General features: G+C 40.9%; 11 protein-coding genes. 5 read left to right on the top strand and 6 right to left on the bottom strand.

What is annotated here, in order from left to right:
• Nucleotides 1–287 precede the first annotated feature (287 nt).
• A complete protein-coding gene (locus tag SAGCYANO_RS12640; RefSeq protein WP_202220408.1) occupies nt 288–4,046 on the bottom strand; it encodes a hypothetical protein in 3,759 nt (1,252 codons plus the stop codon).
• Nucleotides 4,047–4,743: 697 nt separating this feature from the next.
• Here SAGCYANO_RS12640 and ltrA point away from each other — a divergent pair.
• On the top strand, nt 4,744–6,432 hold the full coding sequence (gene ltrA / locus SAGCYANO_RS12635; RefSeq protein WP_307785878.1) for a group II intron reverse transcriptase/maturase: 1,689 nt from the start codon (nt 4,744–4,746) through the stop codon (nt 6,430–6,432).
• Between the two features lie 91 nt (nt 6,433–6,523).
• On the opposite strand, the gene SAGCYANO_RS12630 is transcribed toward ltrA, so the two are convergent.
• On the bottom strand, nt 6,524–7,678 hold the full coding sequence (locus SAGCYANO_RS12630) for an NB-ARC domain-containing protein (protein ID WP_202220406.1): 1,155 nt from the start codon (nt 7,676–7,678) through the stop codon (nt 6,524–6,526).
• 258 nt (nt 7,679–7,936) lie between these two features.
• Here SAGCYANO_RS12630 and SAGCYANO_RS44635 point away from each other — a divergent pair, with 258 nt between their 5' ends.
• Together SAGCYANO_RS44635 and SAGCYANO_RS44630 are read left to right on the top strand one after the other, a co-directional pair.
• On the top strand, nt 7,937–8,323 hold the full coding sequence (locus SAGCYANO_RS44635) for a helix-turn-helix domain-containing protein (protein ID WP_237396111.1): 387 nt from the start codon (nt 7,937–7,939) through the stop codon (nt 8,321–8,323).
• 22 nt (nt 8,324–8,345) lie between these two features.
• Nucleotides 8,346–9,206, top strand: coding sequence for a transposase (locus SAGCYANO_RS44630; protein WP_307785879.1), 861 nt, complete (start codon nt 8,346–8,348; stop codon nt 9,204–9,206).
• 219 nt (nt 9,207–9,425) lie between these two features.
• Here the strand turns inward: SAGCYANO_RS44630 and glgB are convergent, their stop codons facing one another.
• On the bottom strand, nt 9,426–11,753 hold the full coding sequence (gene glgB / locus SAGCYANO_RS12620; RefSeq protein WP_202220405.1) for a 1,4-alpha-glucan branching enzyme: 2,328 nt from the start codon (nt 11,751–11,753) through the stop codon (nt 9,426–9,428).
• Nucleotides 11,754–12,079: 326 nt separating this feature from the next.
• On the opposite strand from glgB, the gene SAGCYANO_RS12615 reads away from it, so the two are divergent.
• The gene (locus tag SAGCYANO_RS12615; protein WP_202220404.1) at nt 12,080–12,241 is read left to right on the top strand and encodes a hypothetical protein; all 162 of its coding nucleotides are present in this window, start codon (nt 12,080–12,082) and stop codon (nt 12,239–12,241) included.
• Nucleotides 12,242–12,299: 58 nt separating this feature from the next.
• Here SAGCYANO_RS12615 and SAGCYANO_RS12610 read toward each other — a convergent pair whose 3' ends face one another.
• From SAGCYANO_RS12610 to SAGCYANO_RS12600, 3 genes are all read right to left on the bottom strand, one after another.
• On the bottom strand, nt 12,300–12,836 hold the full coding sequence (locus SAGCYANO_RS12610; protein ID WP_202220403.1) for an ISAs1 family transposase: 537 nt from the start codon (nt 12,834–12,836) through the stop codon (nt 12,300–12,302).
• A 109-nt stretch (nt 12,837–12,945) separates the two neighbouring features.
• Nucleotides 12,946–13,173 (bottom strand): hypothetical protein, encoded by a 228-nt coding sequence (locus SAGCYANO_RS12605; protein WP_202220402.1) that lies wholly within the window; start codon nt 13,171–13,173, stop codon nt 12,946–12,948.
• A complete protein-coding gene (locus tag SAGCYANO_RS12600) occupies nt 13,160–13,399 on the bottom strand; it encodes a transposase family protein (RefSeq protein WP_202220401.1) in 240 nt (79 codons plus the stop codon). Before SAGCYANO_RS12600 ends, SAGCYANO_RS12605 begins: the two co-directional genes overlap by 14 nt.
• 715 nt (nt 13,400–14,114) lie before the next feature.
• Between SAGCYANO_RS12600 and SAGCYANO_RS12595 the strand changes: the two genes are divergently transcribed.
• Nucleotides 14,115–14,690 (top strand): hypothetical protein, encoded by a 576-nt coding sequence (locus SAGCYANO_RS12595; protein ID WP_202220400.1) that lies wholly within the window; start codon nt 14,115–14,117, stop codon nt 14,688–14,690.
• Nucleotides 14,691–15,248 lie beyond the last annotated feature (558 nt).

Raw genomic sequence — 15,248 nt, 5'->3', positions numbered from 1 at the left:
ATTGGACAATAGTTAGGGGTGGCTGTTAAATATGAAAGTATTGACTGATATTGGTTTGAGCAATTTTAAATCCTGAAATGGTGCTAGGTTTTACGTTGAATGAACTCAAAAAGTAAGCATTTTGGAGTAACTGATGTTTTATTTATCTATTGGACAATAGTTAGAGCAGTTTCTGCGCGTTGGGATGAAGTACATATGCGCAGCCTAAAAGTACCTTTTGATAATCGGATTTGCTGTAACTAATAACTGAAAACTAATAGCTGATAACTGATAACTGATAACTGAAATCACCGCCACCACCGGGAAACGTCTTGAATAGCAATGGCTGTGTTTTTGATTGCTTCTTGACCTCCTAAAGAGAAGATTACGGGAGTTAATGCTGTTATATCTGAGAGTAAGTTGGGGCGAGTGCGAAGAGATAGGGTGTGAAGGGTATTTTGCCAGAGGGGGTACAGTTGAGTTTTTGGCATTTGTATCAATTGATCGGCCAAATCTCTGAGAACTCCGACGCGATATCCCTCATTTTTAATCTGTAGAGCAGCAGCCAGAGCTTCTGGTAATATTTCTGGGAATTTATCAGCCAAAGCTCTGAGAACTTGGGCGCGATAATTCTCATCCCGAATCTGTCGAGCAGCAGCCAGTGCTTGTGGTAATAATTCTGCTGTCAATTTCTTAGCCAAAGCGCTGAGAACTCGGGCGCGATATTTCTCATCCTGAATCTGTCGAGCAGCAGCCAGAACTTCTGGTAATAATTCGGGAAATTTATTCGCCAAAGCACTGAGAACTCGGGCACGACTATCATCATCCTGAATCTGTAGAGCAACAGCCAGAGCTTCTGGTAATAATTCGGGAAATTTATTAGCCAAAGCACTGAGAACTTCGGCGCGATTATAATCATCCTGAATCTGCCTCGCCTCCGCCAGTGCTTCTGGTAATAATTCTGGTGTCAACTTATTCGTCAAAGCTCTGAGAACTTCGGCGCGATCTCTCTCATGTTGAATTTGTCGAACAGTAGCCAGAGCTTCTGGTAATAATTCGGGAGATTTATCAGCCAAAGCACTGAGAACTTGGGCGCGATCTCTCTCGTACTGAATCTGTAGAGCAGCAGCCAGAGCTTCTGGTAATAATTCTGGTGTCAATTTATCAGCCAGATCTCTCAGGACTTCAGCGCGTTTATACTCAGTCTTAATCTGTAGAGCAGCAGCCAGAGCTTGTGGTAACAATTCTGGTGTCAATTTATGAGCCAAAGCACTGAGAACTTGAGCGCGATGATACTCAAACTGAATCTGTAGAGCGGCAGCCAGAGCTTGTGGTAATAATTCTGGTGTCAATTGATGAGCCAAATTACTGAGAAGTGTGGTGCGACAACTCTCATCCTGAATCTGTCGAGTAGCAGCTAGTGCTTCTGGTAATAATTCTGGTAATTTATCAGCTAAAATAGTGAGAGTTTGGGCGTGAAAAAACTCATTCTGAATCTCTCGAACAGTAGCCAGTACTTCTGGTGTCAATTTATTCGCCAGAGATCTGAGAACTAGGACGCGACTATAATCATCCTGAATCTGTCGAATAGTAGCCAGTGCTTCTAGTAATAATTCTGGTGTCAATTTATTCGTCAAAGCACTGAGAACTTCGGCTAGCTCTCTCTCATTCTGAATCTGTTGAGCAGCAGCCAGAGCTTGTGGTAATAATTCGGGAAATTTATCGGCTAAAGCACTGAGAACTTGGGCGCGATATTTCTCATCCTGAATCTGTCGAGCAGCAGCCAGAGCTTGTGGTAATAATTCGGGAAATTTATCAGCCAAAGCACTGAGAACTTCGGCGCGTTTACACTCGTCCTGAATCTGTCGAACGGCAGCCAGTGCTTGTGGTAATAATTCTGGTGTCAATTTATTCGCTAAAGCACTGAGAACTACGACGCGACTATCATCATAGTGAAGCTCTTGAGCAGCAGCCAGTGCTTGTGGTAATAATTCTGGTGTCAATTTATTCGCTAAAGCACTGAGAACTTGGGGGCGATATTCCTCATTCTGAATCTGTCGAGCAGCAGCCAGTGCTTGTGGTAATAATTCTGGTGTCAATTTATTCGCTAAAGCACTGAGAATTTCGGCACGATATTTCTTATCCTGATTATACTGAATCTGTGGAAAAGTAGCCACCGCTTCTGGCAATAATTTAGCTAGTACTTTTGGCAATAATTCTGGTGTCAATTTATTCGCCAGAGATCTGAAAATAGAAGCACGATCTCTCTCATTATCCTGAATCTGTAGAGCAGCAGCAAGTGCTTCTGGTAATAATTCGGGAAATTTATCAGCCAGATCCCTGAGAGCTCGGGCGCGATTATAATGATCCCGAATCTGTCGAGCTATAGCCAGAGCTTGTGGTAATAATTCTGGTGTCAATTTATCAGCCAAAGCACTGAGAACTGGGGCGCGCTCATACTCATGCTGAATCTGTCGAGCAGCAGCCAGTGCTTCTGGCAATAATTCTGGTAATTTATCAGCCAAAGCACTGAGAACTTCGGCACGTTTATACTTAGACTGAATCTGTCGAGCAGCAGCCAGAGCTTGTGGCAATAGTTCTGGTGTCAATTTATCAGCCAAAGGACTGAGAACTTGGGCGCGACTATACTCATCCTCAATCTGTAGAGCAGCAGTCAGTGCTTCTGGTAATAATTCTGGTAATTTCTTAGCCAGCTCCCTGAGAGCTAAGACGCGACTATACTCATTCTCAATCTGTCGAACAATAGCCAGTACTTCTGGTAATAGTTCTGGTGTCAATTTATCAGCCAAAGCACTGAGAACTCCGGCGCGATTACCATCATGCTGAATCTCTCGAACAGTAGCCAGTGCTTGTGGTAATAATTCTGGTGTCAATTTATCAGCCAAAGCACTGAGAACTGGGGCACGATTACCATCATGCTGAATCTCTCGAACAGTAGCCAGTGCTTGTGGTAATAATTCTGGTGTCAATTTATCAGCCAAAGCTCTGAGAGCTAGGAAGCGAGTTCCCTCATGCTGAATCTCTCGAACAGCAGCCAGTGCTTGTGGTAATAATTCTGGTGTCAATTTATTCGCTAGAGCTATGAGAGCTTCAGAGCGATATTTCTCATCCTGAATCTGTAGAGCAGCAGTCAGTGCTTGTGGTAATAATTCTGGTGTCAATTTATCAGCCAAAGCTCTGAGAGCTAGGACGCGTTTTCTCTCATTCTGAATCTGTAGAGCAGCAGTCAGTTCTTGTGGTAATAATTCTGGTAATTTATCAGCGAAAGCTCTGAGAACTTTGGCACGGTCATCCTCAAGCCGAATCTCTCGAGCAGCAGCCAGTGCTTGTGGTAATAATTCTGGTGTCAATTTATTCGCTAGAGCTATGAGAGCTTGGATGCGATATCTGTCAAACTGAATCTGTCGAGCGGCAGCCAGTGCTTGTGGTAATAATTCTGGTGTCAATTTATTCGCTAGAGCTATGAGAACTTCGGCGCATTCCCCACCCATTTGTCGAACAGTAGCCAGTGCTTCTGAAAGTGCTAGTTTTTTTAAGTTCTCCGGCAAATAATCAACTAATTTGGCCAGAGAGTATGCTTTATTCCTTAATTTTTTTTGTAATGCGTAAGCTAACCCTTGCTCAGGAGTCCATACTTTCTTTTTAACCAAAGCCAACAACAAATCTACTGGTAAATTCGCTGCTAAACTATTCATAGAAGCAGTTATCAAAGCATAACGACACTGCAAACCAACAACTTCAGCCAACCTACTTTCATCCCAATCAAACTCCGCTAACTCCCAAGCACAAGCCACATCAGTAATAAAAATCCCCGTTCGCCCCAAACGTTCACAGGTTTCATACCAACCATTAGTCCCATTTTTCGACTCTTCTGCCAATAAACCATGAATTTCCTCTATTTTCCCTGCCTTTTCCAAATGCCAGACTAGATGCTGATGAATATAACCATCATTGGGTAAGGTATGCCAAAGATTATTATCTGTTAGTGCGACTCGTTGGCCACTAAACCAGGAAACTGGGTATAAATGGCCGTTCCAAGTCAACACATGAGGGAAACCTCGACTTGTGAATAACTCTTATTACCTTGGTGGTGAAATTCCATCCGCCTTGTTGTTGGGCTGACAGCATAGACCACGGGGTAGCGACTGAACATCAATCTCCGAAGCTGGTTTAAAAGCGGGACAATACCAGTTACCAGGAACGATACCGCAAGCAAAGGCTGACAAGTGGACGAACAGAAAGGTAATGAAACTCTCGTGAAATAAAACCATCTCGAAGGTAGCTATGGGATGTAGGACGAAAGTCAGAGGGTCACTGGATATAGATATTTTCAGGTCTGTATCAACAACCATATTGAACCCTCCGGGAGATTTTACCCCACTAAATCAGTCGTAATAAAGGAATAAGGGAACGAGAAAACCTCTCTAAGACACCTAAGAATATAGGTCGAAATCTTAGGAAGCCATTCAAGGTCAATCTACGCTTTAGACGTAGGTCTTAGGGAGAGTAGGATTGGGTAAAAAGCAGTATGCTGACGTACCCACTGTTAGACGTAATGTAAAGCAATGAATAGTAATGAATAAAGCTCAGACACTGAAAAGAAAGTTAGGGAATCCTAAGCCATTTTTAAGCGTAGCAAGGGATACAGGCGATATACCCTCACAAACTTCAATCAATCCGGTCCTGAAATGGAAGGATATCAATTGGAAGAAGGTAGAGAAATCCGTGTTCCAATTACAAAAATTGATATACATTGCATCCAGCCGTGGCGAACTCCGCAAGATGCACAGATACCAAAAACTTCTTTTAAAAAGTTATTACGCTAGGTTGCTAGCTTTCCGGCGCGTGACACAGGATAACCAGGGGAAGAAAACTGCTGGGGTAGATGGAATCAAAAACCTGACACCTATACAAAGATTCAACTTGGTGAACCTACTTTCATCACGCCACCTCAAAGCAAGCCCCACCCGCAGAGTATATATACCAAAGCCAGGGAGGGATGAAAAGAGACCTCTTGGAATCCCAACAATGTACGACCGTGCGTTACAGGTATTGGTTAAGTTGGGAATGGAGCCAGAGTGGGAGGCACACTTTGAACCTAACAGTTATGGTTTTAGACCAGGACGGTCAACACATGATGCCATAGAGGCCATCTTTGAAAGCATCAAAAATAAACCAAAATACGTTCTTGATGCTGACATATCCAAATGTTTTGACCAAATTAACCATGATGCATTGCTAGGAAAGATAGGTCAATCTCCTTACAGACGATTAATTAAACAATGGTTAAAGTCTGGAGTATTTGACAATAATCAGTTCCTAGACACTGCGGAAGGAACACCGCAGGGAGGGGTAATATCACCCTTACTAGCAAACATCGCCTTACACGGTATGGAAGAAAGACTAATGCAATTTGCAGAAAATCTCCAACTCAAACACCCTTCAGGGAGCAATATGAGTAAAAGAGACAAACGAAAAAGCCTTAGTCTAATACGCTATGCTGATGACTTCGTTATCCTACATGAAGACATCAAAGTAGTATTACAAGCAAAAACCGTAATACAGGAATGGTTAAACCGGGTAGGATTAGAACTAAAACTAGAATTGACTAGAATTGTCCACACCTTAGAAGAATATAAAGGAAACAAACCCGGATTTGACTTTTTAGGGTTTACGGTGAGGCAACGGAAACATAAGTCAACCAAACAAGGATTTAAAACGCTGATTAAGCCATCCTCCAAGAGCATTAAAACTCACTATCGGAAATTGGCGGATATATGTGATAAGTACAAAACCGCTCCAACAGAAGCTCTAGTAGCTAAACTAAACCCGGTAATTAGAGGATGGGCTAACTATTTCTCAACAGTAGTCAGTAAAGAAGCATTCACTCAGATGGATCACCTTTTATGGAAAAGACTATGGAGATGGGCAAATAGAAGGCATCCAAATAAGTCGGCCAAATGGGTCAAGAAAAAGTATTTCCCCAGTGTAAAGGACACCCGAAATTGGATTCTTAACAATGGCGAATATATACTAAACCAATACTCAGATGTTCCTATTGTAAGACACATCAAAGTTAAAGGTAATAAATCCCCTTATGACGGCGATTGGACTTATTGGAGTAATAGAATCGGCAAATACCCGGGCGTAAGGAAAGAAGTCACAACGCTGTTAAAACGGCAAAAGAATAAATGCGCATCTTGTGGACTAACTTTTAGACCAACTGACTTACTGGAAGTTGACCATATAATTCCAAGGTCTAAGGGCGGTGACAACAAACTAAAGAATAAACAACTGTTACACCGACATTGCCACGATACTAAAACTGCCTTAGATAAAAAGACGTACACACAACCGAAGTTACAGGATTTACCTGAAGGTTATTTATGGGTTGACGATATGTTGATATTAAAGGCAAGGATGTACCTATGAAAAGGGACGTTTAAGAGAGGAGCCGATTTGGAGGTGAAAGTCTCACGTCCGGTTCTGAAGACGAGTCGGTTTGGTAACAAACTGGCTTAGTTTAACACCTTCTGTATTTCTCTAAAAATATTCCGTGAGCTTCAGTTAAACCAATACCCAATCCCGACAAATTACCTTCATCTATTGGTGCAGTCAACAAATAACGTGCTAGATCGTGAAACAAGTCATGTAAACGATAAGTAGGTTTGTCATCAGCCAAAACCACACCATCTAACAACAAAGCTTTACTCCGCAAATACGCCAATTTATCTGTTGCATCCTGTTCATCCAACTCCCAAAGTACAGCCGTCATCTCCTGAGTAATATTCACATCCTCCGGCAATATTCCTAACCAAATAAAATTATCCCTGGTTTCCTGTGGCAGTTGCTTAATACTCAAATTCAAGGAAGCAGTCAAACTCAAGCGTTTTAAACTCCCTTCATCAGTAACATCCTCTGCACCTTCTCTATCCAATGTTTTTAACTCAACAATTTCCCCTTGAATATCCTCTAACAGCACTCCCCAAGACATACCATCTGCAACTTGAGCCGCTGCTAACTCCAAAGCTAAAGGCAAATATCCCAACTCTTTAACTAAAGCCTCCGCCTGTTTTGCATCTTCTCCCGTAATTTCACATTCTAACCTTTGAGTTAGAAGTTGCATTGACTGGGATAAAGTCATCACATCCAGACTGTAAGTTTCAGCTTCTAATATGTCAGCGATCGCCTTTTCCCTAGTAGTCACCAAAACCTGACAGCGCGGACCACCCAGATTAAATATTCTGGCATGGTCTGGACTCCAAGCATCATCCACCACCAATAGCACAGATTTGTCATAAAGTAAAGTCCGCAAATGATTAGCAGTGGCCTCCAGACTTGTAGGTTTGAAATTATAGTCACCCAATGCTTGCACCCAACCACTCAGCATCGGTAGAATATTAGGCTCTTGACCCAAAGTTACCCAGAGAATACCATCAGCAAAACGAGATTGTACCTCCTCATCATAAGCTAAAGCTGTGGCCAGAGTAGATTTACCAACAGCACCCAAACCGTGGATAGCTGTCACCACAATAGCTCGCGTATCCGATGAATTGGTCAGTAGGTTAGCCTTTAAATTGTCGGTGTATTCCGGGCGGTCTACATAGTATCTTGGTAGAGGTGGTGCTTGGAATAAATCAATTCTAACTGTTCTGTTGTCACTAGAGTTGGAAAACATTTTTTCACAAATTTTTTTACAGAAAGATAAACCAAATCATTTTTTCCAGGTTTAGCTTCAACCGGGAGAAGCCCTACGCTGTTTACGTTTGCGTAGCATCCTGTAGGGAAAAATAACCTAGGAAAAGGTAACGTCGGCGTGGGATGAATTCTGGCCTTAACTTATAAAATATTGTACTATAATTGGTGTATACTCAAATCTTATCACCTATGAAGTATACTTACCAATATCGTATATATCCAGCAAACGTGCCAGAAGTTGACACTAAACAACTGGCTCAGAATTTGTCGGTATTGGTACAATAGAATGTTAGGAGAACGTTTTAACTGGTGGGAGCAAAACAGATGTCCTATAAACGCTTGTCCTCTAATTTCTCATTTACCTGAATTAAAAGACAAACCAAATTACTACAACCAGAAAAAGCAATTACCACAGCTAAAAAAAGCTATAGTAGAAGTCAAACACTCAGGGGAGCATCTGGATTTTTCCCAAGTTTATTCAACAGTTTTGCAAGATGTCTGTAAAAGAGTAGAAGCAACATTTTCTAGATTTATAGCAGGCGATAGTAAAGGTAATCGTAGTGGCAAACCGAGATTTAAAAGTCAATCTAGATATCGTTCATTGAACTTTCAAGAGTGCCGATGATTCTTGGTTAAAATTTTCATCAATTAATAGTAAATGGTTATATATATCAATTCCTAAAATAGGTTTAATAAAAGTCAGGACTCATAGAATAATACCTGATGGAAGCAAAATCAAACAAATTTCACTAACAAAAAAAACTGATGGTTGGTGGATAAATTTAAGTTTAGAAGATAAGTCAATCCCTGAGTTGAAAACTGACAATATTCAACCTACTTGGGAAAACTCAATAGGATTAGATGCTGTCCTAGACAAAGATATTTATCTAGCTACATCAGAAGGGAAAAAATTATCTTCTCTCAAACCTTTAAGAACAAATCAATACAAATTAACAAAAGTATCCCAACGCAAGAACAAACGTAAACATGGTAGTAAATCAAGACGAAAACTAGCAAAACGCGAAAGTAAAATCCATCAAAAAATAGCCAGAAGTCGTAAAGATTTCCAGTACAAAACAGCTTACAGATTAATTAAAACAGGTAAAAAAGTCTTTTTCCATGAGAAATTAAATCTCACAGGATTAACTCGCAGAAATCAAACCAAACAAGATGAAGATGGGAAATATTTGCCTAATGGTCAATCTGCTAAGTCGGGGTTAAATAAATCTTGGCAAGATGCTGCAACTTATCAATTCTTTGAAGTGCTGGGTCAGGTAGCCGCAAAAGCAAACGCCAGTGTTGTTGAAGTTAAACCAAATTATACATCTCAATTGCTTTGTTATAGAGATGAAATAGTGTTTACAGATTGCAGTATCAGAGAATATTTCGATGAAGAATTACAGTTAAAAATTGATAGAGATATAAACGCTGCTATCAATTTGAAACGAGTCGGGCTGGACTTGTTCGGTGACTATAAACCGCCGTCAAAACAAAGTGGTTATAGCTAAATCTAAAACCGCTTCTGTTTCTCAGGAAGTTCTGACCGTCTTTAAAAGGCATCAGAAGCTTACACAGAAAGCGGATGCGTCTGTGTAGGTAAGTCACCAATAGAATTGTGGTCTGATGGAATAGCAACAGGTTTGACATCCTTAATTCCTGGGAACGGGAACGGGAAAGGGCAAGATGCCCATTCCACAAGACTATTTTGCCTTAATTGCTCTCAGTCATTAACCTTCAGAAACAGTTTCCGTTTCAGCTTCCACCTCCTGAGACTGCTCCATCACTGCTAACGTTTTCTCCTTATCTAACTTCAACACCAAAATACCCAAAGGAGGCAAACATAAATCTAAAGACTGTTGATAATTATGGAAGTACCAATCATCAGTCCACTTACCACCCAAATTACCCATATTGCTGCCACCATAATTACCAGCATCACTATTAAATATTTCAGTATAGAACCCTGGTTCAGGTACACCGATGCGATAGTGACTATGAGGTTGAGGAGTAAAATTGCAAACCGCTACCACAAATTCTTTCCCATCTTTGGCGCGACGAAGAAACGACACCACACTATGATTATTATCACTACAATCTATCCACTGGAATCCTTCCTCATTACAATCTTGTTCATACAACGCAGGTTGAGAACGATAGAGGTGATTCACATCCCGGAAAAATCGCTTCATTCCTTGGTGAGCATCATGTTGGAGCAAATGCCATTCTAAATCGCCCCAAACATCCCATTCACCCCATTGAGGAAATTCCATCCCCATAAACATAGTTTTCTTACCAGGGTGAGTAAACATATAAGCAAACAACGCCCGAACATTAGCAAACTTCTGCCAATCATCTCCAGGCATCTTACCCAACATATTACTCTTGCAATGTACCACCTCATCGTGAGACAAAGCCAACATATAGTTCTCACTGTGGTGATACCAAATACTGAAAGTAACATTGTTCTGGTGGAACTGTCGGAACCAAGGGTCCATTTCAAAATAGTCCAGCATATCGTGCATCCAACCCATGTTCCACTTGAGGTTGAAGCCCAAACCGCCGACATAAGTAGGCCAAGTTACCATTGGCCAGGCAGTAGATTCTTCTGCAATGCAGAGAGTACCAGGATAGTAACCAAAAATCAAATGATTAACCTGACGGAGGAAGTCAGCAGCTTCGATATATTCCACACCTCCGTATTGGTTAGCAACCCATTCACCATCAGGTCTCATATAGTTGTGGTAGACCATAGAAGCAACCGCATCTACCCTAAAACCATCAATGTGATACTTTTCAAACCAGAAAAGGGCATTTGAAACTAGGAAGTTACGAACTTCATTACGACCATAGTCAAATACTAAAGTACCCCATTGCTTGTGTTCGCCTTTGCGGGGGTCTGGATGTTCATAGAGATGAGTACCATCAAAGAAAGCCAAACCATGTCCATCTTTGGGAAAATGTCCCGGTACCCAGTCTACAATTACACCAATATCATTTTCATGGCATTTGTCCACAAAATACATGAAGTCTTCAGCATTACCGTAGCGAGAGGTAGGGGCAAAAAATCCTGTAACCTGATAACCCCAAGAACCATCAAAAGGATGTTCTGCTACAGGTAACATTTCAATATGGGTGTAGCCTAAATCTTTAACATAGGGAACTAGACGATCTGCTAATTCTCGGTAGGTAAGAAAACGAGCATCAGGTCTGAGTTCTGAGACTTGAACTACAGGCTCAGTTTCACCATTAGGTAGTTTAGCAGGTTCGGCAGAAGCAGCATGAATCCAGGAACCAAGGTGGCATTCATAGACAGAAATAGGTTGAGTGAGAGGATCGGTGTGGCGACGTTTCTCCATCCAATCTTGGTCGTTCCAGGTATAGGAGTCTAAGTCAACAACAATAGAAGCTGTTTTGGGTCTTACTTCCTGTTGATATCCATAAGGGTCACTTTTTTCATAGATGTGTCCTTCCCAGTTTTTAACCTCATACTTATAGTGTTCTCCAGGGCCAATATCAGGAATGAATAATTCCCAGATACCTGTGTGGCCTTTCCGCATTTGATGTTTACGACCATCCCAATAGTTGAAGTTTCCTAAAATTGAAACATTACGAGCATTGGGTGCCCATACAGCAAAGTAGACTCCTTTGACTCCGTTAATTTCGGCGATATGCGCTCCTAGTTTTTCGTAGATGCGGTGATGGTTTCCTTCTCCAAATAGTTGGAGGTCGAAGTCTGTGAGTTTCGGAGAGCGGAAAGCGTAGGGGTCATTGATGACTCGTTCGTGTTCTCCTTCTTTGATTTTGAGTTGATAGTTGGCCAGTTCTGGAGCGTCTATTACACATTCAAAGAAATGTGGATTATGGACTGACTCCATTGGGTATTCTTTCCGGTCTACTGGTGAAATGACTGAAACAGCTTCAGCACTTGGTTGGTAGGCTCGGATTACTGTTACAGTTTTGCCATCTTGTTCTATCTGATGGGCACCAAGGACTTGAAAAGGGTCGTGGTGATGGTTCCAAACTATTTGGTTGACTTGGTCTACAGAAATTGTCATTTTTGTCAATATAATTTTGTTAACAATTGATTAGGAAGGCTCTAGGATGGGGAAGGATATGCTAGTCGGTGGTTGATTAGCAAAGATTCTCCAATATTGGGCGTACACAGTTAATGTCTAAGGGTTAAACAATTATTCAACTTTCACCTTTTTACCATGACAAGTGCTTCTGATACGCTCAATAGTTTTAACGAAGTCAGAAGTCAGAAGTCAGAAGTCAGAAGTCAGAAGTCAGAAGTTAACCCACCCTTAACCCCTCCCAACCCACCCCTCGCCCCTCCCTCCCAACCCACCCCTAACCCCTCCCAGGAGGCAGGGCTAATTCATTGTCGCCAGAGAAAAATATTGAGGAGTACAAGTTTGGCCATATTGTCAAGTATTTCATAGTCTTTTCCCTAAATTATCATACTTATACAGGAAAAATTTATGTCACAGACTCAGTCGTGATCGCTAATATCAGTCGCGATCGCCAATACCAGAACTATTGAAATCGAAAACTAGGGGGGAGTGAGGTTCTGTGTCTGGGCCAATTTCAATTCTCAATGACTACAGTTCTGGATTTATAATCATCAGAAAAATCTGCTCCAGATCATGAGCAATGCTACGAATTGCAGTAGTTAGGGAAGAATAACCATGGAGGCGACAGATAGCGATCGCTAGCTGACGAATAACAGAAAAATTAGCCGCAGCTTGAGAGTGCCGAATTAGACTTGTGTCCTCTCTAAACACTACATCCTTAACCCAATGTAGTCGATTCTCAATTCCCCAATGTCCCTGAATTCCTACTGCAAATTCTGCTGCACTTAATTTCAGACTGCTAATGTAGTAAGCTGTTTGATAATAGTTAACACTTGCTCGTGTACCCTGACGCTCAACTCTAATCACAGACTTAATTCCTTCCCACTCAGAGCTAATTCCCAACAGATTATTAAACACAGACACTGTTCTAGAAACCACACGATTTCTAGATCTATCTTCTGATATATCAACACTACTTGGTTGTGTTTGTTCAGTCGTTAGTTGTACCTGTTGGTACAATTTTTTTTGATTACCTTTGACTGCTACCCTTGTAATGATTGTCACTGTCAATGATTAACTTGACTGTTTTTTTTGACAATGTAAGGCATCACAAGTAAAAACCACTCCTTTGAGGTTTAAGCTAGTCAATATGGTTTGGACAACAGCGATTTCACTACTTTCTTCCCACGTGAAATTGTTCTATGGCTACAGGTACTCCTTGGCAATTACTGAACACAGAAACAACATTGACAAAGTTTTGGTAAGAACTATTACAATCACTCACAGTAGACCTAATACTCTTACCATCTACTGCTAACCATTCGGCCTCTTGAATTGTTATTTGCTGTTTAGCCCATTGATTGAATACTTGAGCCAACTCAGTAAAGTCAATTCTCGTCATAATTCGCCGAAATGTAGACTTCAGTTGGAAAACTCAAAGGTGATAGCTCTAGTTGTTGGTGTAAGGCCTGGTGATGACGACGAGCAAAATCTTCTAGGGCACAATAGGAGAAACAACCGCTCATTGTACCCATAATTACTAACAGTAATACTAACCATAATGGATAACGTCTCCCTCTGGCAGCTCGAAAATCTGGTAACTGGGCCAATATTTGTAACAAGTTCATTTCTATCTAAGCCCTAAATAGAGAATAGTTGGCTTAACTCAATACTTGACACCAATCATTGTACTCCTCAATATTTTTCTCTGGCGACAATGAATTAGCCCTGCTCCCAGGAGGGGAGTGGAAGTAGGGGATTTGAGCTACGCTCCAAAAATATTTCGCCTGAAAAGGCGGGGTTGCGCGACCCAATCCTGTTTGATAAAAGGATGTTTGATTTTAAACTTTTAATATTAAGTATACAAATTAGTTGTTTACAGGACTTACGCAGAACCACCATATCTAGTAGAGGCGCTTTCTTCCGGAATGCTCCGCAAACGCGAAGCGCCCCTACAGGTGGCGTATAGAACCCATTTGAGGTCTATATAATTATGGTAATTAAGCCTTTTCACGCATCAATTTTGAGGAAAAATCATCTGAAGGAGTGTTGAATTTTTTGTATTATTTATCCCCACATCTTCCCTCCTGTCTCCTGTCTCCTGTCTCCTAGCTAACGCGCATCTTTATGAAGATACGGTTAGGGGTTCTATAAATTGATATTTTGCGTAAGTCCTGATTTACTTAATATTTGAAAATGTAGTAGAAGTGAAACAAGTGCTTGCTTCATTCATTTTTATTGCTGAGAGCTGACTGCTAATAGCTGAATGCTTAAATATACTGAAGATTAGATACTGTTATATTTTGTATTCTTATAAATGAGATGTCAGTATAGGTAAATTATATGGTTGCAGTTAGAAGTACATTTTTGGCCCCAAAGAAGAAGTCCCCAAAAACGAATTTGTCCGTAGTCTCAAAAAAATCAGCTCGCCGACAAAAACTAACAGATGAAAAAAATTTATCTGATGCTAACTATGCTTCAGAAGATAGTGGGGACTCACAAACAATTCCAGAACAGAATTTGGCTCAAGTCATATCCTTGCCTAAGTCTAAACCACTGTGGTTAAAATCTTTGATGGCGACACAACTAACTTCATCCATGGTCGCAGTATTATTAGCAAGTACCAGTGTGGCAATTTATGGCTGGACAATTTATGGTCAGTCAAAATGGACGACAGAATATCAAGAATTACAAAAGCTTAGGCAAAAAGAGCGACAGATAAGTGTAGCTAATGAGTTATTAAAAAATCAAATAGCTGAACAAGCTTCAACTTCTGATACTGGTTTAGTTTCACAAAATTCTGTAAAGCGGATATTTTTAGACCCAGCACCTCCACGTCCTGCTCCTAATCCTCCTAAACCTTATCTAGAATCTACTTCTAGTCATAAATATCTCCTCAAAACACCAGTGGGATATTGAATTGAATAGTATTTCTTCGGAAAGCAATCTAAGCACCAATTTTCTATTGCATCATTGTAGTTGAAATAGTCCACTACTAGACCAACATAGCTAATTTTATGCATTAGATTATTGGGATGGGGGCGGGTTAAACTGGTCGTGGGTGACACCATTAACTTAACGCGGAACCCGCCCCTACTATTGCACCATTTTGGGGGTTTCAGTCTACTACTTATTACTTCTTAAAGCACTTATAAAAACAATAATTTAGAGATTTAAACGCAACTTAGTACTTCTTCTTTTCTACTTACTTAGGGCTTACTGATTAATTCTAAAAGTATTGACTGATATTGGTTTTAGCGTTTTAGAGTTGAAAAAAGTACCAGCTTTTCGGTGGAAAGAGCTGCATAAAGCTAGTATTTTGGGATGATTATGGTAGAAAAATTGAGAGACAATTCTTACTTCTACCTCCTCTACATTCCCCGTTCCTCCTGTCTCCTGTCTTCCCCTCCACCGGAGGGGTTAGGGAATGGGTTGTCTCCTGTCTCCTACCCCAGCAAAAAGACTTTTTCAGCAAAC

Origin of the sequence: Okeania sp. KiyG1 (genome assembly GCF_014132355.1) — a bacterium.
In the GTDB taxonomy this organism is placed as follows: Bacteria; Cyanobacteriota; Cyanobacteriia; order Cyanobacteriales; family Microcoleaceae; genus Okeania.
This window is presented reverse-complemented; position numbering and strand designations above follow the sequence as displayed.

Bases quoted from the DNA above. Each gene is read 5' to 3' on its own strand.
- SAGCYANO_RS12630 (WP_202220406.1), bottom strand. From the start codon at position 7,678: ATGTTTTCCAACTCTAGTGACAACAGAACAGTTAGAATTGATTTATTC.
- glgB (WP_202220405.1), bottom strand. From the start codon at position 11,753: ATGACAATTTCTGTAGACCAAGTCAACCAAATAGTTTGGAACCATCAC.
- SAGCYANO_RS12605 (WP_202220402.1), bottom strand. From the start codon at position 13,173: ATGACGAGAATTGACTTTACTGAGTTGGCTCAAGTATTCAATCAATGG.
- SAGCYANO_RS12600 (WP_202220401.1), bottom strand. From the start codon at position 13,399: ATGAACTTGTTACAAATATTGGCCCAGTTACCAGATTTTCGAGCTGCC.
- SAGCYANO_RS12595 (WP_202220400.1), top strand. From the start codon at position 14,115: ATGGTTGCAGTTAGAAGTACATTTTTGGCCCCAAAGAAGAAGTCCCCA.